This window comes from Lonepinella sp. MS14435 (genome assembly GCF_042485795.1).
Taxonomy (GTDB): domain Bacteria; phylum Pseudomonadota; class Gammaproteobacteria; order Enterobacterales; family Pasteurellaceae; genus Lonepinella.
Genome location: NZ_CP169368.1, coordinates 1763730 through 1782646, shown reverse-complemented (window position 1 = coordinate 1782646; position 18917 = coordinate 1763730). Strand labels below are relative to the sequence as shown.

15 protein-coding genes and 1 tRNA gene are annotated in these 18917 nt (G+C 39.5%); 6 read left to right on the top strand and 10 right to left on the bottom strand.

The genetic code is table 11. The annotated features are described in order from the left end of the window. Positions 1-59: 59 nt before the first annotated feature. Positions 60-950: an NAD(+) kinase gene (locus O1Q80_RS08440; protein WP_386696177.1), complete on the bottom strand. Its 891-nt coding sequence runs from the start codon at positions 948-950 to the stop codon at positions 60-62. A gap of 172 nt (positions 951-1122) precedes the next feature. Between O1Q80_RS08440 and grpE the strand changes: the two genes are divergently transcribed. Continuing rightward, positions 1123-1725 (top strand): nucleotide exchange factor GrpE, encoded by a 603-nt coding sequence (gene grpE, locus O1Q80_RS08435; RefSeq protein ID WP_386694410.1) that lies wholly within the window; start codon positions 1123-1125, stop codon positions 1723-1725. Positions 1726-1764: 39 nt separating this feature from the next. Here grpE and O1Q80_RS08430 read toward each other — a convergent pair whose 3' ends face one another. Together O1Q80_RS08430 and rlmKL are read right to left on the bottom strand one after the other, a co-directional pair. After that, entirely contained in the window at positions 1765-2841 is a 1077-nt protein-coding gene (locus O1Q80_RS08430) for an IS256 family transposase (RefSeq protein ID WP_386694408.1), read from the bottom strand. Positions 2842-3123: 282 nt separating this feature from the next. Continuing rightward, positions 3124-5283, bottom strand: a complete 2160-nt coding sequence (rlmKL, locus tag O1Q80_RS08425; protein ID WP_386694405.1) for a bifunctional 23S rRNA (guanine(2069)-N(7))-methyltransferase RlmK/23S rRNA (guanine(2445)-N(2))-methyltransferase RlmL — start codon at positions 5281-5283, stop codon at positions 3124-3126. Between the two features lie 210 nt (positions 5284-5493). On the opposite strand from rlmKL, the gene O1Q80_RS08420 reads away from it, so the two are divergent. Beyond that, positions 5494-5754, top strand: coding sequence for an antitoxin (locus tag O1Q80_RS08420; RefSeq protein WP_386686895.1), 261 nt, complete (start codon positions 5494-5496; stop codon positions 5752-5754). 8 nt (positions 5755-5762) lie between these two features. After that, on the top strand, positions 5763-6161 hold the full coding sequence (locus tag O1Q80_RS08415) for a type II toxin-antitoxin system VapC family toxin (RefSeq protein ID WP_386686892.1): 399 nt from the start codon (positions 5763-5765) through the stop codon (positions 6159-6161). A gap of 40 nt (positions 6162-6201) precedes the next feature. On the opposite strand, the gene znuA is transcribed toward O1Q80_RS08415, so the two are convergent. The 3 genes from znuA to mltA all read right to left on the bottom strand — a co-directional run bounded on the left by znuA (position 6202) and on the right by mltA (position 9168). Then, positions 6202-7167: a zinc ABC transporter substrate-binding protein ZnuA gene (gene znuA, locus O1Q80_RS08410; RefSeq protein ID WP_386694402.1), complete on the bottom strand. Its 966-nt coding sequence runs from the start codon at positions 7165-7167 to the stop codon at positions 6202-6204. Positions 7168-7273: 106 nt separating this feature from the next. Next, the gene (gene tcdA / locus O1Q80_RS08405; RefSeq protein ID WP_386694399.1) at positions 7274-8041 is read right to left on the bottom strand and encodes a tRNA cyclic N6-threonylcarbamoyladenosine(37) synthase TcdA; all 768 of its coding nucleotides are present in this window, start codon (positions 8039-8041) and stop codon (positions 7274-7276) included. A 20-nt stretch (positions 8042-8061) separates the two neighbouring features. Next, positions 8062-9168, bottom strand: coding sequence for a murein transglycosylase A (gene mltA / locus O1Q80_RS08400; protein ID WP_386694396.1), 1107 nt, complete (start codon positions 9166-9168; stop codon positions 8062-8064). Positions 9169-9339: 171 nt separating this feature from the next. Here mltA and O1Q80_RS08395 point away from each other — a divergent pair. Then, positions 9340-9416, top strand: a tRNA-Met gene (locus O1Q80_RS08395). Positions 9417-9469: 53 nt separating this feature from the next. On the opposite strand, the gene O1Q80_RS08390 is transcribed toward O1Q80_RS08395, so the two are convergent. The 3 genes from O1Q80_RS08390 to rng all read right to left on the bottom strand — a co-directional run bounded on the left by O1Q80_RS08390 (position 9470) and on the right by rng (position 14836). Next, positions 9470-10672, bottom strand: coding sequence for an aspartate aminotransferase family protein (locus O1Q80_RS08390; RefSeq protein WP_386694393.1), 1203 nt, complete (start codon positions 10670-10672; stop codon positions 9470-9472). A gap of 669 nt (positions 10673-11341) precedes the next feature. After that, on the bottom strand, positions 11342-12790 hold the full coding sequence (tldD, locus tag O1Q80_RS08385; protein ID WP_386694390.1) for a metalloprotease TldD: 1449 nt from the start codon (positions 12788-12790) through the stop codon (positions 11342-11344). A 570-nt stretch (positions 12791-13360) separates the two neighbouring features. Next, a complete protein-coding gene (rng, locus tag O1Q80_RS08380; protein ID WP_386694387.1) occupies positions 13361-14836 on the bottom strand; it encodes a ribonuclease G in 1476 nt (491 codons plus the stop codon). Positions 14837-14951: 115 nt separating this feature from the next. Here rng and cmoB point away from each other — a divergent pair, with 115 nt between their 5' ends. Both cmoB and O1Q80_RS08370 read left to right on the top strand, forming a co-directional pair. Next, the gene (gene cmoB, locus O1Q80_RS08375; protein ID WP_386694384.1) at positions 14952-15917 is read left to right on the top strand and encodes a tRNA 5-methoxyuridine(34)/uridine 5-oxyacetic acid(34) synthase CmoB; all 966 of its coding nucleotides are present in this window, start codon (positions 14952-14954) and stop codon (positions 15915-15917) included. 204 nt (positions 15918-16121) lie between these two features. Next, positions 16122-17123, top strand: a complete 1002-nt coding sequence (locus O1Q80_RS08370) for a TRAP transporter substrate-binding protein (RefSeq protein WP_386694381.1) — start codon at positions 16122-16124, stop codon at positions 17121-17123. A gap of 253 nt (positions 17124-17376) precedes the next feature. Here O1Q80_RS08370 and O1Q80_RS08365 read toward each other — a convergent pair whose 3' ends face one another. Beyond that, positions 17377-18834 carry a leucyl aminopeptidase gene (locus O1Q80_RS08365; protein WP_386694378.1) on the bottom strand — a complete coding sequence of 486 codons (1458 nt, stop codon included), beginning with the start codon at positions 18832-18834 and terminating at the stop codon, positions 17377-17379. Between the last annotated feature and the right edge of the window lie 83 nt (positions 18835-18917).

The following is an 18917-nucleotide window of genomic DNA, read 5'->3' as shown; positions in this document are numbered from 1 at the left end:
CTGTATGGAATGTAGTATAAAGCATAACAAATATACAGTAAAGGATTTTTTTACAGTTTTTAGAAAAGTTTTTTAAGCCAGCCTAATTTTGAGCTTAATACATTGTAATAATTGTAATTATGTAAATGAAGTAAACGCAATTTATAAGGACTTTTTTGTACTGTAACAATATCATCACTGTTCAGGTTTAAAGCTAATTGGCTATCACAGCTTACTGTGAGTTGTGGGGCTGTGTAATCTGCGAAACGGAGTGAGATTTTGCTGTCACCATCAATAACTAAAGGACGTGATGATAGGGTATGGGGGTACATAGGAACCAAAGTAATCGCATTTAAATTTGGTGTCAAAATCGGACCACCCGCAGAAAGAGAATAGGCAGTTGAACCAGTTGGTGTTGCAATAATCAAGCCATCTGAACGTTGTGAAAAGGCAAATTTATCATTAATATAAACATGAAAATCAATCATGTGGGCAATTTGAGATGGGTGGATCACGGCTTCATTAATTGCATTACCAGTGGTGAGAACGGCACCATTATGTTCAATATTAACATCTAGTAAGAAACGTTCTTCGACAAAAAATTCACCGTCTAAGCAAGCCTGTAATTGGGCATAAGCATTTTTGGGGTCAATATCGGTTAAAAAGCCTAAATTACCACGGTTAATCCCGATTAAAAGAATATCATATTTGGATAAAATTCTAGCTCGCCCTAGCATATTACCATCACCTCCGATCACAATGGCGAGTTGGGCTTGTTTGCCGATTTGTTCAAGTGAGGCAATTTGCTCTGGAGGAAGTTCTAAGGCATGACCGATTTCATTTTCCACTAATATGGTATAGCCTTTTTCTTGTAGCCATAAAAAGATATTTTTGTGCATTTGCAAGGTCATATCATTTCGTGGACGACCGACTAGAGCAATGGTTTTAAAAGATTTATGTAGCGGATTTATATTATTGTTGATGAGTTCCATGATTAGTCACAACTTGAATTTGAAAAAAACGCCTTTATATTACATTGAAAATGGCATTGGAGCAAAGTGTAAAGATTAACATTTAATGATTCCTTTGCTACAATGCTTAACCATTCATTAAGATTTTATACTATTTTATGGAGTAAAAATAATGGCAGAACAAGAAAAACAGCAAGCAGAAGAAGTGGTAACAGAAGAAGCACAGGAACAAATGGAGCAAGTTGAATCAACAGAAAATGTTGATGACACCACAGCAAATGAAGAAATAGATGCCCTAGAAGAAGCTATTTTACGTGTGCAAGAACTAGAACAGCAACTAGTGGAAGCTAGTCAAAAAGAGCAAGAAAGCCTATTGCGAGCTAGAGCAGAAATGGAAAATGTCCGCCGCCGTGCCGAGCAAGATGTGGAAAAAGCCCATAAATTTGCCTTAGAAAAATTTTCTAAAGAAATTTTGAATACCATTGACAACCTTGAGCGAGCATTAACTACCCCTGCAAATAAAGAAGATGAATGTGTTAAGGGCTTATTTGACGGTGTAGAATTAACTTTAAAAGATTTATTAGCGACCGTAGCTCGTTTTGGTATTGAACCAGTGGGAGTAGTTGGGGAAACCTTTAATCCAGAACTGCATCAAGCTATTTCAATGCAACCGACCGAAGGGTTTGCAACCAATCAAATTACCGTGGTGTTACAGAAAGGGTATTTGTTGAATAGTCGGGTGATTCGTCCTGCTATGGTTATGGTGGCAGCGTAGTCGAGCCTATCCCATATTTTGTGTAAACACCAATTTCATTTAAAGGTGATCGCTTAAACGATCACCAAATTCTAGCACAAAATGGTTCAATGCCACTCGCCAATTTCGGATTGGCATTGACCATTTTTTAGACGCATCTTTAATCGCAAGCCAGACTATTTTAATCACGGATTCGTCTGTCGGGAAGACATTTCGTTTTTTAATCACTCGTCGAATCACGCTATTTAACGATTCTATCGCATTTGTCGTGTAAATTGCCTTGCGAATATCGTCAGGATAGCTGAAAATCGTGGCTAAATTCGCCCAATGATTCTGCCAGCTTTTGGCGATTAATGGGTATTTTGCTTGCCATTTTTGCTCAAAATTAGCCAGTGCCTGTAGGGCGACCTGTTCCGTAGGTGCTTGATAAATCAGCTTTAAATCCCCTGTCACGGCTTTGTAATCTTTCCAAGTGACATATTTCAAACTATTACGAACCATATGCACGATACAAAGCTGAATTTTCGTTTCAGGAAAGACCGTATTAATCGCATCAGGAAAGCCTTTTAAACCATCAATGCAAGCAATCAGAATATCCTGTACGCCACGATTTTTAAGCTCGGTTAGTACGTTTAACCAAAATTTTGCCCCTTCATTTTCGGCGATCCACAGCCCTAACAGCTCTTTGCGTCCCTCCAGATTCACGCCCAAAGCGACAAAAACCGATTTATTGATAATCCGACCATCTTGGCGAACTTTCACCACGATACAATCCAAATAAACAATGGCATACACCGCGTTAAGGGGTTCATTTTGCCACTCAATAATGCGTTCTTTGACTGAATCAGTCACCCGAGAAATTAGGCTAGGTGAAACATCGGCATCATAAAATTCCTTAAACGAATCAACAATCTCTTGATTACTTAACCCTTTGGCATATAAGGCAATGATTTGCTCATCCATACCCGTAATGCGAGTTTGATTTTTCTTATAACCGAAATGTTCGGTAAGCTCAGTATTGAGAGCGGCTTCCACGGTGATTTTTTTCAGCACGCGAGAAAGCTGATTGAGATCTTCTGGCGTTTTGAGGTTTTTAGCTAATTCATTCGCTAATAATTTAATTTGTTGTTCATTCATAATGAAAATACCTGTTTTTGGTTATTATCTCAGAAACAGGTATTTACACAAATTTTGGTATAGGCTCGCGTAGTCTTTACTTTTCGATCGTATTTCGCCGATGGCGACCATACTTTTCTTTGCTCGTGCAAAGAAAAGTAGGCAAAAGAAAACACGCCCCGACTTCACCGCTTTTCTTCGCTTATTTGGTATTTTCTTAACGCTAAATTTTGAACTCGCTTCGCTCAGACATGCAAAATTTAGCTAAAAATACCAAAACGCTCAGGCGGTTCAGACGGGGGATTACACAACACTCAATACCCAACAATTATGAATCTGCTTATTCCGTTCAAAATCTAACGGCAAGGTTTTGTTTGAAATTTCCATCGCACTTAGTCCCAGTTCCGCTAAACTCTCAAAATCCATTTTAAAGCCACGTTTATTGTTGGAAAAAACAATGGTGCCATTTGGGCGTAAAATCCGTTTAAGATTTTGCATTAATTTAATATGATCGCGTTGTACGTCCCAACTGTCTTCCATGCGTTTTGAATTTGAAAATGTCGGTGGATCCACAAAAATCAAATCAAATTGCCGATCGCATTTTTCTAGCCATTGTAAACAATCTGCCTGAATTAAATGGTGCTGTTTAGCATCTAAATCATTTAAAATTAAGTTCTGTTCTGCCCAGTTTAAATAGGTGTTTGACATATCCACGGTGGTGGTTGATTTGGCACCACCTAATGCAGCATGAATAGTCGCAGAGCCTGTATAAGCAAATAAATTTAAGAAATCTTTGCCTTTTGCCATTTCGCCTAGCATTTTACGCGTTAAACGGTGATCCAAAAATAATCCTGTATCCAAATAATCGGTCAGATTTACCCACAATTTTGCACCGTATTCTTCTACATAAAAATACTCGCCTTTGTTGGCTAATTTCTCATATTGATTTTTGCCTTTTTGCTTTTGGCGAACTTTTAAAATCAATTTATTGGTTCCAATACCTGTGACTGCAAGGGTTGCCGTTACTGCATCAAGTAAACGTTGGCGAGCTTTATTTTCATCAATATTTTTTGGTGGAGCGTATTCTTGCACCACAATGTGATCTGCATAACGATCTACGGCGAGATTATAATCGGGTAAATCTGCATCATATAAGCGATAGGCTTGTAATCCCTGTTGATTCGCCCATTTTTCAATTTTTTTGATATTTTTTTGTAAGCGATTGGCAAAATCAATAGCCACATTATTATTGGTTGAAAATGCCAAATTTTGCACCGCACTTTGTTCAGCATTTTGTTCTGGTTCAGCTAAACTGCGGTCAGAAATTTGATAATTTTTTTGTACACAATCTAATGGACCATTTTTTGCCTTAAATTGACGATGTGAACGCAAACGTAAACAATCTAATAACCCTTGTTCTGAACTAAAAATAGACGCATTCCAACCGCCAAATTGTTGTTTTAAACGTTGTCCGAATACAGAATACAAGGCGATTAATGCAGGTGTAGTGCCTAGACGTTCGCCATAAGGGGGATTACAGATGACCGTACCCTTTTCACCATTTTCGATCGGATTTCTTAACGCTGCTATATCGGATTGTTTAAATTGAATTAGATGTGCTACGCCAGCCTGTTGAGCGTTGTGCTGTGCTTTTTGAATAACGCGGTGATCTAAATCAAAGCCATAAAAATGCGGTTGGGGATTTTTGTTAAATTCTGTTTCAGCTAATTCAACGGCTTCTGTTTTCACCTTTTCCCATGCGGACGGATTATGCCCTTTCCAAAAATCAAAACCCCAGTGCATACGGTGTAACTGCGGTGCAATTTTAGCTTCCATTTGAGCCGCTTCAATTAACAATGTACCTGAACCACACATCGGATCTACCAAGGGTGTTCCCACTTTCCAGCCTGAACGTAATACGATTGCGGCGGCTAAGGTTTCACGTAATGGAGCAACACCAGTTTCCTCTCGATAGCCACGTAAATGTAAGGCATCACCGCTTAAATCGAGCGAAAGAATAAAATTCTCACGATTTAAATAGGCATGAATCCGAATATCAGGGTTGTCCTTATCCACATCAGGACGACGACGACCTTGTCGCTCAAAATAATCGACAATACCGTCTTTAACTCGCATTGCACCGAATTGTGTGTGGCGAATTTCTTGGTTTGTGCCGTTAAAATCCACTAAAAATCGGGATCTTTCATCAAAATGCGATAGCCAGTCTTGCGATAATACGGTGGAATAGAGATCTAAATCACTGTAAATCTTACTTTGTGCCAATGGCAATAACACCCGAGAGGCGAGCCGCGACCACAATAGTACCTTGTACTGGGTTTCATCGTCCGCCATAAAATGCACACCACCTTGTGCCACTTGACATTCAGTTGCACCAAGATCGGTGAGTTCGACTTTCAGCAATTCTTCAAAACCACGTCCAGTAGTGGCGAAAAGTTTTTTCATGGATATTCTCTAAATAGGTTGGAAATCTTGTGTGAAATTATAACATTAAACCGTTATTCAATTTACTACTTTTGTGATCTTGATTCCAAAATCAATATTTTTCCATTTAAGCGTGAATTCGTAAATTATACAATAATGGCAAGTTGAAAAAGACTATATTATAGTATATATTAATATCATCTAATGCCTGAACTGAAGGATGAATATATTATGCAAACTGCTAAACTTTTTATGAATGGGCAAAGTCAAGCCGTTCGCTTGCCAGCACAGTTTCGTTTTCCTGGCGTGGAAGTTTATATCCGTAAAGATGAACGGACAGGTGATGTTATTTTATCTAAACGACCACCATCTTGGGATAATTTCCTGAAAGCCAGCCTTGATGCTAGAAATGCTGGAGAAGTGCTTAATTTAGGAGAGCGTTCAATGATAGGAAGCATTGAACGGGATCCTTTTGATGATTGGCAAGAATAGGGGATAAAATGCAACGTTATTTATTAGATACCAACACGGTGAGCTATATAATTAAAGGAAATATTACTGCTTTAGTTCATTTACAAAGCGTACCGATGGCATCACTTTGTATTTCGTCCATTACCTGTGCTGAACTGCAATATGGTTTAGCGAAACGCCCTAATGCACATAAACTTCGCTTGGCGGTGAATGAATTTCTTGTTCGAGTTGAAGTGTTACCTTTTCACCAACAAACAGCACTATCTTATGCTGATTTACGTTCTCGTAGTGAATTATCTGGTAAAAATTTGAGTCAATTAGATATGTTGATTGCGAGTCATGCTTATAGTATTGGTGCGGTTTTAGTGACGAGCGATAATGCTTTTCAGCAAATTCAAGGGTTAGTTGTGGAAGATTGGACTAGATAAAAATCTAGGGGAAAGTTACTCTCCCCTAGATAATAAGCCACTATTTCAAACAACTCGCATAACTGTCAGCCGTAAATTGTAGAAATTGGGTATAGGAATTTTTGCCTAATTTAATATTTTCACCCATAGGATCTAAACGTCCCACTTTAACCCCCGTGCTTTTCGCTAACGTATTAATTACTTTTGGGGTAAATTGCGGTTCAGCAAATAAGCAATTTACTTTGTGTTCTTCAATTTCTTCTTTGATTTCCGCAATAGTTTTTGCACCTGGTGCAACTAATGGGTTAATCGTAAATGCTCCCGTTTGGTTTAAACCGTAAGCATGGTTAAAATAGCCATAAGCATCATGGAAAACATAGAAGCCCTTATCTTTAAATGCACTGAGCTGTTTGGTGATTTGGCTACTGCTTTCTTGTAAAGTGCGGTTGAAATTTGCTAAGTTTTCTTCAATTAATGCTTTTTTGGCAGGGAATTGTTCAGTTAATTTTTGGGCTACTTGATTTGCCACTAATTGACTAATTTGTGGCGAATACCACACGTGCCAGTTGACAGTTAAACCATTTTCATCTACTTCGTGGTGATGCCCTTCGTGTTCATGCTCATGATCTGCATGATCATGGTCGTGATCATCATCGTCATCACCATCGTCATGATGATGGTGATGAGCGGATTTTTCTAATAAAGCAGTGACTCCGTCAATTTCAGCAATGGTAACTAATTTTTTCTGATCTGCTTGAGCGATGCTTTTGCTTAAAAAGCTATCTACGTCTTTGCCAATCCATAATACTAAATCTGCGGATTTAATTTTTTGCACATCTGTTGGTTTTAAGTTGTAATCGTGTGGTGAGGCACCCGTGGGTACAATAATTTGAGTATCAAGTACACCATTGGCAATAGAAGATGCAATAAAACCTAAGGGTTTGACTGAAGTCACAATATCCGCTTGTGCGGCAAATGCAGTAGCTAATATAGCACTGGCAATAGCTGTTTTAGTTAATTTAGACATTATTTTTTCCTTACTTGAAATGTAAAAAGTGCGGATAGATTACGCCTATTTTTTTAAAAAAGCCATCTTTTTTTTTATAAAAAAATAAGTTCTTTGAAGAAAATAATTATGATTTGAGTAATTTATCAATTACTCGAGCTACAGCAAAAAAGCCGAAAGTAGCTGTTACCATAGTAGCAGCACCAAAGCCATTAGCACAATTCATGCTAGCAGAAACATCACAGTTTTCATTCATTTGTGGAAAAATGAGTGGCTGGCTGGAGAAAACGGCATCAATTCCAAATTTTCGTTTTGGATTTTGGCTAAAATGATAATCTTTACGTAAGTTTGAACGGACTTTGGAGAGTAATGGATCTTGGATAGTTTTACTTAAATCGGTAATTTGGATTTGTGTCGGATCGGTTTGTCCACCCGCTCCACCTGTGGTTATCATCTTGATTTTATTACGCTTACAATAGGCAATTAAGGCTGATTTGGTTTTTACACTATCAATCGCATCAATGACATAATCATAGTTAGGAGTGATATAGTCGGCTAAATTTTCATTGGAAAGAAAGTCATCAATAATATATACTTTACATCCTGGATTGATTAATTTAATACGTTCAGCCATGACTTCGGTTTTGAGCTTGCCAATATTACCAGTCAACGCATGAATTTGACGGTTGATATTGGTCACACAAATATCGTCCATATCAATCATAGTAATGTTGCCAATTCCAGAACGAGCAAGGGCTTCAACCGCCCAAGAACCGACTCCACCAATACCGATGACACAAATATGAGCTTGGCTCAAGCGAGTTAAAGCCGTAGGCGTGTATAATCGTCCGATTCCACCAAAACGTTGCTCGAAGTTATCAATTCTTTTGGTCATATTCGCTCTTTAACGTTGGATTAGCGTAATACCCAAACACGTCCATAATGTTTAGTTAATCCAGAAAGGTGTCCCGCTTGATCGCCGATTCCCCGATATAAATCGAAGTGCTGACCTTTAACTGCACCACCTACATCTAACGCTACCATTAAATGTAAATGATGTTGACCAGTCCAGTTGCCGTTATTGTCAATTTGTGGCACTTCCATTAATAAGACGGTGCCTGATGGCACGATTTGACGATCGGATGCGACAGATGCCATAGGTACTAATGGTACACCAGCAGAACCTTTCACTTGACCAGTTGGGTCATTTTTAAAGAATACATAAGAGGAATTGCGTTCTAATAAGCCTTGTAAACGTGATGGATTACGTAGTCCCCAGTCACGAATAGCCTGAATCGACATTTTTTCTTTTGGAATTTCGCCGTCTTCAACTAATAAACGCCCTACTGCTGTGTATGGAAAACCATTTTGACCTGCATAAGCAAAATAGTTTAAGCGACCATCCCCAAAGTCCACATAACCGCTGCCTTGTACACCAAGTAAGAAGTTATCTAACATAGAGTCACTATAAGCTAATTCTAAGCCTTTGCCTGCTAATGCTCCAGCATAAATTTGGGAGCGACTAAAGCGTTTTTGGCTAGGCATGGCATAAATAGGTTGATTATATTTACCTTGTGGAGAACGGCGAGCATGAATAACAGGCGAGTAATAACCCGTCATCAATACATTTTGAAAGTTGTCAGTACCAGCCATGACTTGTGGGTGAATGCCATAATTAGCCAGTTCGGATACGTTGGCTCCAGCTAATACCCATTGTTGAATTTTACTATAATTATTAGCGAAAGTATTGGTAATACGGCTTGAATAATTGCGAACATTAGATAATTGACTTAAAAAGTCGCCTTGATTAATTACACTACCATTATTGTCAATTCGAGATACGCTGGTAAATATCTCTGGAGTATATTGACGTCCAGAATATTTGGCACCGAATTTTTTCATATCAGTGTTGTCAATATTAGCTTTTATTTTAGGTGCTTGAACCTCGTTTGAAGAGCAAGCAACAAGTAATGCTGATGCAAGTAATACTAGCATTTTATGTTTGATACGCTTTGAAATCATTTTAATAAAAACCCTAGATTGAATTAACCCGAAAAGGCAATATCCTATCAAAATTTAACCAGTATCCCTAGTCTTTTTTATACTTTTTGTTGGTTTTTACAACAAATAAACGAATTTCAGGGATTTTTACTTGCATTCAGTATTTTTCAGTGTATATTACACCACTTCAGACGCGGGGTGGAGCAGCTTGGTAGCTCGTCGGGCTCATAACCCGAAGGTCGTTGGTTCAAATCCAGCCCCCGCAACCAAATTCAAAAAAAAAAGCGTTAATCACAAGGTTAACGCTTTTTTACATTTTATTTTAGGCGAAACATTTTAAGGTTTTGGTTAATCGCTCAATACCTTGTAAGAGATCTTGTTCATTGATATTTAATGCGGGTGCAAAACGTAACACATTCGGTCCAGCCACTAAAATCATTAAGCCGTTTTCTGCCGCCACTTTGACGAAATCGCTTGCTTTACCTTTGTATTTTTCAACTAATTCTGCACCAATTAATAAACCTTCGCCTCTAATTTCCTTAAATAAATGAAATTGTTCGTTTAATTTAGCTAATTCGGCTTTAAATAGTGCAGAAGTGCGGTTAACTTGAGCCAAGAATTTATCATTAGCAATGGTATCAATCACTTTTTCGGCGACAGCACAAGCTAATGGATTTCCCCCAAACGTAGTACCATGTACCCCAAGGGAAAAACTTTTGGCAATCTCTGTGGTGGTCAGCATGGCACTAATTGGAAAGCCATTACCTAAGGCTTTGGCAGTGGTGAGAATATCAGGGATTACACCATATTTTTGATACGCATACAGGTAGCCAGTACGCCCTACACCAGTCTGCACTTCGTCAAAAATCAACAAGGCGTTATTTTCATCACAAAGTTGACGTAAGCCTTGTAAAAATTCTGTGGTAGCAGGAATAATCCCACTTTCACCTTGGATAGGTTCGACAATCACCGCACAGCAACGATCATCAATCACCGCTTTTACGCTGGCTAAATCATTAAATTTAACATGAATAATATCTGCTGGTTTTGGACCAAAGCCATCAGAATATTTCGGTTGTCCTGCAACGCTGACGGTAAACAGCGTACGACCGTGGAAACTTTGTTTAAAGGAGATAATGGTTGATTTTTGATAACCGTAGTTATCCACTGCATAACGGCGAGCTAATTTTAATGCCGCCTCATTGGCTTCTGCACCAGAATTAGCGAACATGACACGCTCTGAAAAAGTATGTTGCACCAGTTTACTGGCAAGAGCAAGCGTAGGTTCGCTGGTAAACCAGTTACTTGAATGCCATAATTTTTCGCTTTGGGCTTTGAGTACCTCCACAATTTCATCAGGGCAGTGACCGAGTGAATTAACGGCAATGCCGCTGGTGAAGTCAATATATTCTTTGCCGTCTTGATCCCAGACGTGGCTTCCTTTTCCTTTGACGGGGATAAAGTTAGCGGGGATGTAGTTTTGGATCATGACTTGATCGAATGTTTGTCTGTTGTATTGGGGCATTTTGATCTTCCTTTATTTTTTTAGATAGGATAAAAGGATTTGATTTTTTATGCAATAGTTTTGAATAAAAATTCAGTTTTTTAATTGGAATCGGTTTCGCCGATGGCGACTTACTTTTTCTTTGCTTGTGCAAAGAAAAAGTAAGCAAAAAGAAAGCACACCCCAACTTTGCCTTGTTTCCTGAAAATAATTAAATTTGCTTAACGGAAAAGTTGTCAACTCGCTTCGCTCAAACAGCACAACTTTTCCTACAAATTTAATCATTTTCAGGCGGCAAACATGGGGACCCCATTGGTGGTGGAATGAAGTGCTGTGGAAAATTTGAGAATACCTAGTACTGGCGTACTAGGTTAGGTATGGTAACGTTACTCCGTAGCTTAAAAAATATCTATTTTTTCACCGCACTTTTGTTATGCTCGATCAAAACTTGGGGTCCCGTCTGAACCGCCTGAGCGTTTTGGTATTTTTAGCTAAATTTTGTATGTCTGAGCGTAGCGAGTTCAAAATTTAGCGTTAAGAAAATACCAAATAAGCTCAGAAAAGTGGTGAAGTCGGGGTGTGCTTTTCTTTGCCTACTTTCTTTTGTATAAGCAAAAGAAAGTATGGTCGCCATCGGCGAAACCCGATCTAGCCATAAACAAAAAGGTTAAGGACAAATTAAATAAAAATCTAATTTGTTCCCCCAACCGTTATCTTCTCAATCTTACAAGCTGGTTGCCCCACCCCCACTGGTACACTTTGTCCGTCCTTACCACACACCCCAATGCCGTGATCGATTTCTAAATTATCCGCTACCATAGACACCTGTTGCATGACTTCAATCCCATTACCAATCATCGTTGCCCCTTTAATTGGCTTAGTGATTTTGCCTTTTTCAATTAAATAGGCTTCTGACATGGAGAAAGTAAATTTACCCGACGTAATATCCACCTGACCGCCACCAAAGTGCGGTGCAAAAATACCCTGATCGACACTGGCGATCAAATCATCAAATTTACTTGAACCTGCCAACATATAGGTATTTGTCATACGTGGCATTGGCAAATGTGCATAGCTTTCACGGCGACCGTTGCCAGTCGGGGCAACACCCATTAAACGGGCATTCATTTTGTCTTGCATATAGCCTTGCAAAATACCGTCTTTAATCAATACATTACATTGACTTGGAACACCCTCATCGTCCATGGTTATGGAGCCACGGCGATTTTGTAACGTGCCGTCATCTACAATAGTACATAAAGGGGAAGTGACTAACTCACCAATTTTGCCTGTAAATAATGAACTTTCTTTACGGTTGAAGTCCCCCTCTAAACCATGACCGACGGCTTCATGTAATAGCACACCGGGCCAACCCGCCCCCAAAATGACAGGCATTAAACCAGACGGAGCAGATACTGCATTCACATTGACTAAGGCTTGGCGAACGGCTTCTTTAGCAAAATAAACGGCTCTCTGTTCACCTAAATAGGATTCAAAAAACCAGTCTAAGCCCACTCTAGCACCCACACCAGCACTACCACGTTCACGTTTACCGTCTTTTTCCACCATAACGGAAATGGACAAGCGAATTAATGGGCGAATATCGGCTGCCAAGGTGCCATCAGTGGCAACTACTAACATTTCTTCATAAAGTGCGGTGAGATTTGCCGTGACTTTAGTCACATAAGGGCTTTCTGCTCGGGCAGTGCGATCCACCAAATGCAATAATTCAATTTTCTGTTCTTTGCTTAAGGTATTTAAAGGGTTAATAGCAGCATAACGAGCAATAGCGTTCACTTCATTAAAACGTAATGGTTTGATAATATTGCCATGATTAGGTAGTGCAATACCTTTTACCGCATTCGCACACTGCTGTAAATTGGCTAAATTAATCTGGTCAGAATAGGCAAACCCAGTTTTTTCACCACTTACTGCACGTACGCCCACACCACGATCAATATGAAAACCGCCCTCTTTGATAATGCTATCTTCTAATACCCAACTTTCATCTTGGCTAAGTTGGAAATAGAGATCGGCATAGTCGATTTGGCGGTGCGACATGATGTCGAAGATGTTTTGGAGGTCAGGTAGGGATAGGTTGCTTTGGGTGAGTAGGGATTGTTGGACTTGTCTTAGCATAATTGTTTTTGGTTTTTGATTAAAAGTGCGGTGGATTTTAGCATAGTTTTGGGATTTTGTATAAATCGGATTTCGCCCGATGGGCGACCATACTTTCTTTTGCTTGTGCAAAAGAAAGTAGGCAAAGAAAAGCACACCCCCGACTTCACCGCTTTTCTTCGCTTATTTGGTATTTTCTTAACGCTAAATTTTGAACTCGCTACGCTCAGACAGGCAAAATTTAGCTAAAAATACCAAAACGCTCAGACGGGGCCCCAAGTTTTGATCGAGTTTAAGTAAAAGTGCGGTGAAAAAAATAAATATTTTTTTAAGCTACGGAGTAGCGTCACCATGCTTAACCTAGTACGCCAGTGCTAGGTATTTTTCCACCCTACTTTATTCTACCACTAATGGGGTCCCCATGTTTGCCGCCTGAAAAGGATTAAATTTGTAGGAAAAGTTGTGCTGTTTGAGCGAAGCGAGTTGACAACTTTTCCGTTAAGCAAATTTAATCATTTTCAGGAAACAAGGCAAAGTTGGGGTGTGTTTCTTTGTTACTTTCTTTGCACAAGCAAAGAAAGTAAAAACAAATCACATTACAACAACATCAAATTGCTCCTGCGTATAAAACACCTCAGGACGCACTTGAACCTGCTTGCCAATAAACATCTCCACTTCCGCCAACAACCCATGGCTTTCTTCCTTAATCAAATAATCCGCCACCGCTGGAGAAGCATAAATAGTAAATTGTTCACTGGAAAATAAATGATGTACCCGAATCACTTCACGCATAATTTCATAACACACGGTTTCCACGGTTTTAGTATGTCCCCGACCTTGGCAAACTGTACAATCGTCACACAAAATATGCTCTAAACTTTCACGTGTACGCTTGCGGGTCATTTCCACTAAACCCAGTTGGGTAAAGCCATTGACGTTAGTTTTCACAGGATCTTTACTTAACGCTTCCTGTAAGGATTGTAAGACACGTTGACGATGATCTTCGGTTTGCATATCAATAAAATCAATAATAATGATACCGCCTAAATTACGTAATTGTAACTGTTGTGCAATGGCTTGAGTGGCTTCAATATTGGTGTTAAAAATGGTTTCTTCCAAATTGCGATGACCGACAAATGCCCCTGTATTAATATCAATCGTAGTCATGGCTTCGGTTTGCTCAATAATTAAATAGCCGCCAGATTTTAAATTAACCCGTTTATTTAATGCGATATTAATAGCACTTTCCACCCCATATACATCAAATAGTGGCTGATCACCAGAATATAATACTAATTTATCGGTGAGTTCAGGCATAAATTCTTCGGTAAATTCTTTTACTTCCGCAAAGCAGAGTTTAGAATCAATACGGATTTTTTCAATGCCTTGCCCAATGAAATCACGTAATACCCGTTGGGTTAGGGCTAATTCACCATAGATTTTTGTTTTCGTTTTATATTTAGCTCGGCGTTCCATGACTTTTCGCCAAACACGTTTTAAAAAATCCGCATCTTGTTTTAATTCTTCTTCACTCACCCCTTCCGCTGCGGTACGCACAATATAACCGCCAAGTTCATCACAATAGGGTTCGGCAAGGGCTTTTAATCTCGCTCTTTCTTCTTCGCTTTCAATACGTTGTGATACGCCCACATGGCTATTTTCTGGCATAAAGACTAAATAGCGAGAGGGGAGCGTAATATCGGTTGTCAATCTTGCCCCTTTGGTGCTGATCGGGTCTTTGACGACTTGTACCACAATATCTTGTCCCTCGTGAACTAATTGAGCAATATCTTTCACCACAAATTGCTTTTGTTCATCTTCATCCACACATTCGGTATGTGAAACAATATCGGAGGCGTGTAGGAAAGCGGCTTTTTCTAAACCAATATCCACAAAAGCGGATTGCATACCAGGTAAAACACGTGTTACACGACCTTTATAAATATTCCCGACAATACCACGTTTGGCTTGGCGTTCAATATGTACTTCTTTTAAAATCCCCGAGTCCATCAAGGCAATTCTGGTTTCGTTAGGGGTAATATTGACTAATAATTCAACGGAATTCATTTGAGTTCCACGTTCCTAAATTTAAAAAATAATGGTTTAGGATAGCGAAAAGTAAAATAGAAATACAAGTACAAATCAGGTAAAATGTGACCTTTCTCAAATTTATGTGAATTTTATGATTGATTTTCGTCCTTTTTATCAACAAATTGCGACCACCAATTTATCAGTGTGGCTCGAAACTTTGCCTTTACAACTCAAGCAATGGGAAAAACAAACTCATGGTGATTATGCTAAATGGGCAAAAATTGTGGATTTTTTACCGCACTTAATGGCTGATCAGATTGATTTAAAAACCGCGGTGAAATCGGTGCGAGATTTGCCGTTATCAGACGGTGAGCAACAGCGTTTGGTTTATCATCTCAAACAGCTTATGCCGTGGCGAAAAGGTCCTTATCATCTGTATGGCGTACATATTGATTGTGAATGGCGGTCAGATTTTAAATGGGATCGGGTATTACCGCATTTAGCCCCATTGCAAGATCGTACCATTTTAGATGTCGGCTGTGGCAGTGGTTATCACATGTGGCGAATGGTGGGCGAGGGGGCTAAAATGGTGGTCGGTATTGATCCGACAGAATTATTTTTATGCCAATTTGAGGCTGTTCGTAAACTGCTCAATCATGACCGCCGAGCGAATTTAATTCCTTTAGGCATTGAACAAATGCAACCGTTGGGTGTGTTTGATACGGTGTTTTCAATGGGCGTGTTATATCATCGTAAATCACCGTTAGATCACCTAAGCCAGCTGAAAGATCAGCTTCGCAAAGGGGGCGAGTTAGTGCTAGAAACCTTGGTGATTGATGGTGATGTGAATACCGTACTGGTGCCAGCAGATCGTTATGCCAAAATGAAAAATGTGTATTTTATCCCCTCTGTCGCCTGTTTGATTAACTGGTTACAAAAAGTCGGTTTTCGTCATGTGCGTTGTGTGGATGAAGCCGTGACCAGCTTAGATGAACAGCGTAAAACAGATTGGTTAGACAATGAAAGCCTGATTGATTTTTTAGATCCAGAAGATCACAGTAAAACTATTGAGGGCTACCCCGCACCGAAAAGGGCAGTGATTATTGCCAACAAATAAAATGGAATTAAGGTGCGAATAGCGATTTAATCACTCTAATTTGAAAGACAAAATTTCTATATTAAAACAGTTAGTTAAAGGGAATTTTTTCAGTTATCTAGTATAGCCCCTTGATTTTTGTTGATAAAATCATCAAACTGGTAATGGAGCAGATCGGTTGTTGCTCTTGATGTCATGAATAACCTTAACCATCAAGGAGTTGTTATGAAAATCAAATTTACTTTATTATCTTTAGCAGCTGTGTTGAGTCTGTTCGCTACAACAGCATTTCCCAAACCAGAAATAACGCTACGCTTAGGACTGGAACCCTCAATAGATAGCCCGCAGGGAGTCGGGGCGAAAGAAATGGCAAAAGTCGCCGATGAGTTATCAAAGGGACAGATTGCCATTGAGCTGTATCCCGACCAACAGTTGGGAACAGGACCGCAAATGATAGAAATGGTCAAAAAAGGCGAACTGGATATTTTTCAGGGCGGAGCCGGGTTGTATTCGTCAATGGAACCCCGCCTGAATGTGTTTGATATTCCGTATCTGTTTGACTCCGTTGAACAGGCTTATAAAGTCTTGGACAGTGAGTTCGGGAAAGAAATGCTGGCGACACTTGAGCCTTACAATTTGAAAGGGTTGTCTTTCTGGGAAAATGGTATCCGTTCTGTAACCAGTAATGTTAAGCCGATTACCAAACCGGAAGATTTGGCAGGTCTAAAAATCCGCGTCATGCCGGCAAACCCCGTCCATGTCGATTTATGGAAAGGCGTAGGAGCAGAACCCGAACCGCTGCCTTACGGTGAAATTTACGGCAAACTGAAAAGCGGTGAGTTGGAGGCACAGGAACATCCGATTGCACCGATTTATACGGGCAAATTCTATGAAGTGCAAAAATATCTTTCTCTAACCAAACATATGTATGGACCACTGATTCAGGTAATGAATTTGGAGAAATTCAATGCAATGCCGAAAGAAACGCAGGATATTCTGTTGAAAGCATCTTATGCGGGAGCAGTGAAAATGCGTCAGTTTTCCAATGAAAATGCAGCAAAATTCATTCAGGATATGAAACAGAAAGGCATGAAAATCAATGAGGTGGACACTGGACTGTTTCGTGAGAAAATGCGTCCTCTGGTGGAAAAACCTTATATAGAGAAAAACGGCGATGCGTGGCTGAAGAAGATCAATGCTTCAATTGAAGCCGATCGCAAGAAATAAATAATCTGCCACAGCCTTGTGTCTGGTGATACAAGGCTGTTTTTTTAATCTCTCAATGCCTTTTCATATACCAAGATTTTTATCCTTTCAAAATAATTGTGGCATACGCCATAAAAAACGGACATCAGGTTAAGGGAGCCGATATTACATTTCCCTCGTAACATTCGTTAAAAATGAAACATTAACGTGTCCTAGTTTATGGTGTGCATTAACCCCAAATGGGAAATTTTTCAGCCATCTAGTACAGCTCCCTTTATTTCACTTGATTAATCAAAAACTGGGTGAGCAGCCCAACAGGTCGTCCTGTGGCACCTTTATTCGCTCCTTGTAACCAAGCTGTGCCAGCAATATCTAAATGTGCCCAAGGGTATTTGGTCGCAAAATTAGATAAAAACGCCCCCGCCGTAATAGCACCACCAAAACGTCCACCAATATTGGCTAAATCGGCAAAATTCGATTTAAGCTGCTCTTGATATTCTTCGCTTAACGGTAAACGCCATGCTTTATCTTGGCTTTGTTGTGAGGCTTGCAATAATTGGGCAGAAAGATCATCATCGCTCGAAACTAAACCACTGTTATGCTGACCTAATGCAATCATACAAGCCCCAGTTAAGGTGGCAATATCAATCACACATTCAGGATCAAAATGTTCAACGTAAGTCAATGTATCACACAATACTAAACGTCCCTCTGCATCAGTATTTAGCACTTCTACAGTTAGTCCATTCATGGTGGTTAGAATATCACCGGGACGATAAGCATTGCCGTCAGGTAGGTTTTCACAACCTGCCAACACGCCAATCACATTGAGGGGTAATTGCAATTCAACTAAAGCATTCATCACACCCAATACACTCGCTGCACCGCACATATCGTATTTCATTTCGTCCATCTCAGCGGCTGGCTTAAGCGAAATACCGCCCGCATCAAAGGTTAATCCTTTTCCCACTAACACGATAGGTTTTGCATTGGGATTAGGGTGATTTTTATAGTCTAAAATACTCAGTTTAGCTTCATTGTGTGAACCACGTGAAACGGCTAAATAAGCGTTCATACCTAATTTCGCCATATCTTTTTCGTCTAGAACGGTGGTGGTTAAAAGTGCGGTGTGTTTTTCAAGATTTTTTGCTTGTTCACTTAAATAGGTAGGTGTACACACATTCGGTGGGCAATTTGCCACATCTTTGGCTATTTTTACTCCTAAGGCAATGGCTTTCGCATGCTGAATAGCTTGTTCTGCTTGTGGCACATCAGTATGGAAAATAATTTCGCTTAATTTGTGTTGAACGTCGCTTTTCTTGCTTTTAAATTGATCGAAAATATAATCTTCAGTGGCAAAGGTTTCGAGGGCAAAACGAATATTCCAGTATAAATCACGATCTTTAATTTTTACATCGGTTAAGCCATTAACCAAGGTTTTGGTGGCGGTTTGTTTGACGAATTGCATCGCTTTTTGTGCAATCTGTTTAAATTCACGTTCGCTGATTTCACCTTGTTTGCCAGCTCCCACCAAAATTAAACGTTGCCCATTTTGGCGTAATAAACTGATTTGCCCGATTTTTCCTGAAATTTCACCGCACTTGGTTAGCGAGCTAATTTCCCCTGTCTTATCAAATTGTTTGGCAGTATTTGACAGTTCGCCTTGTTCAAAAATAGCGAGTAAAATGGCATCTGCACTGGAAAGTGCGGTGGTATTTGCTGAATATTTCATGTTGTTTCCTACTGTTTTTATGATTAAAAATACGCTATTATAACTGACTAGCTTTTAAGCCGACAGAGTGCGGTTTAAATTAA

Coding starts and splice junctions, on each gene's coding strand:
- rng (WP_386694387.1), bottom strand. CDS start 14,836: ATGAATTCCGTTGAATTATTAGTCAATATTACCCCTAACGAAACCAGA.
- rlmKL (WP_386694405.1), bottom strand. CDS start 5,283: ATGAAAAAACTTTTCGCCACTACTGGACGTGGTTTTGAAGAATTGCTG.
- mltA (WP_386694396.1), bottom strand. CDS start 9,168: ATGATTTCAAAGCGTATCAAACATAAAATGCTAGTATTACTTGCATCA.
- O1Q80_RS08430 (WP_386694408.1), bottom strand. CDS start 2,841: ATGAATGAACAACAAATTAAATTATTAGCGAATGAATTAGCTAAAAAC.
- O1Q80_RS08390 (WP_386694393.1), bottom strand. CDS start 10,672: ATGCCCCAATACAACAGACAAACATTCGATCAAGTCATGATCCAAAAC.
- O1Q80_RS08370 (WP_386694381.1), top strand. CDS start 16,122: ATGAAAATCAAATTTACTTTATTATCTTTAGCAGCTGTGTTGAGTCTG.
- cmoB (WP_386694384.1), top strand. CDS start 14,952: ATGATTGATTTTCGTCCTTTTTATCAACAAATTGCGACCACCAATTTA.
- O1Q80_RS08420 (WP_386686895.1), top strand. CDS start 5,494: ATGCAAACTGCTAAACTTTTTATGAATGGGCAAAGTCAAGCCGTTCGC.
- znuA (WP_386694402.1), bottom strand. CDS start 7,167: ATGTCTAAATTAACTAAAACAGCTATTGCCAGTGCTATATTAGCTACT.
- tcdA (WP_386694399.1), bottom strand. CDS start 8,041: ATGACCAAAAGAATTGATAACTTCGAGCAACGTTTTGGTGGAATCGGA.
- tldD (WP_386694390.1), bottom strand. CDS start 12,790: ATGCTAAGACAAGTCCAACAATCCCTACTCACCCAAAGCAACCTATCC.
- O1Q80_RS08415 (WP_386686892.1), top strand. CDS start 5,763: ATGCAACGTTATTTATTAGATACCAACACGGTGAGCTATATAATTAAA.
- grpE (WP_386694410.1), top strand. CDS start 1,123: ATGGCAGAACAAGAAAAACAGCAAGCAGAAGAAGTGGTAACAGAAGAA.
- O1Q80_RS08365 (WP_386694378.1), bottom strand. CDS start 18,834: ATGAAATATTCAGCAAATACCACCGCACTTTCCAGTGCAGATGCCATT.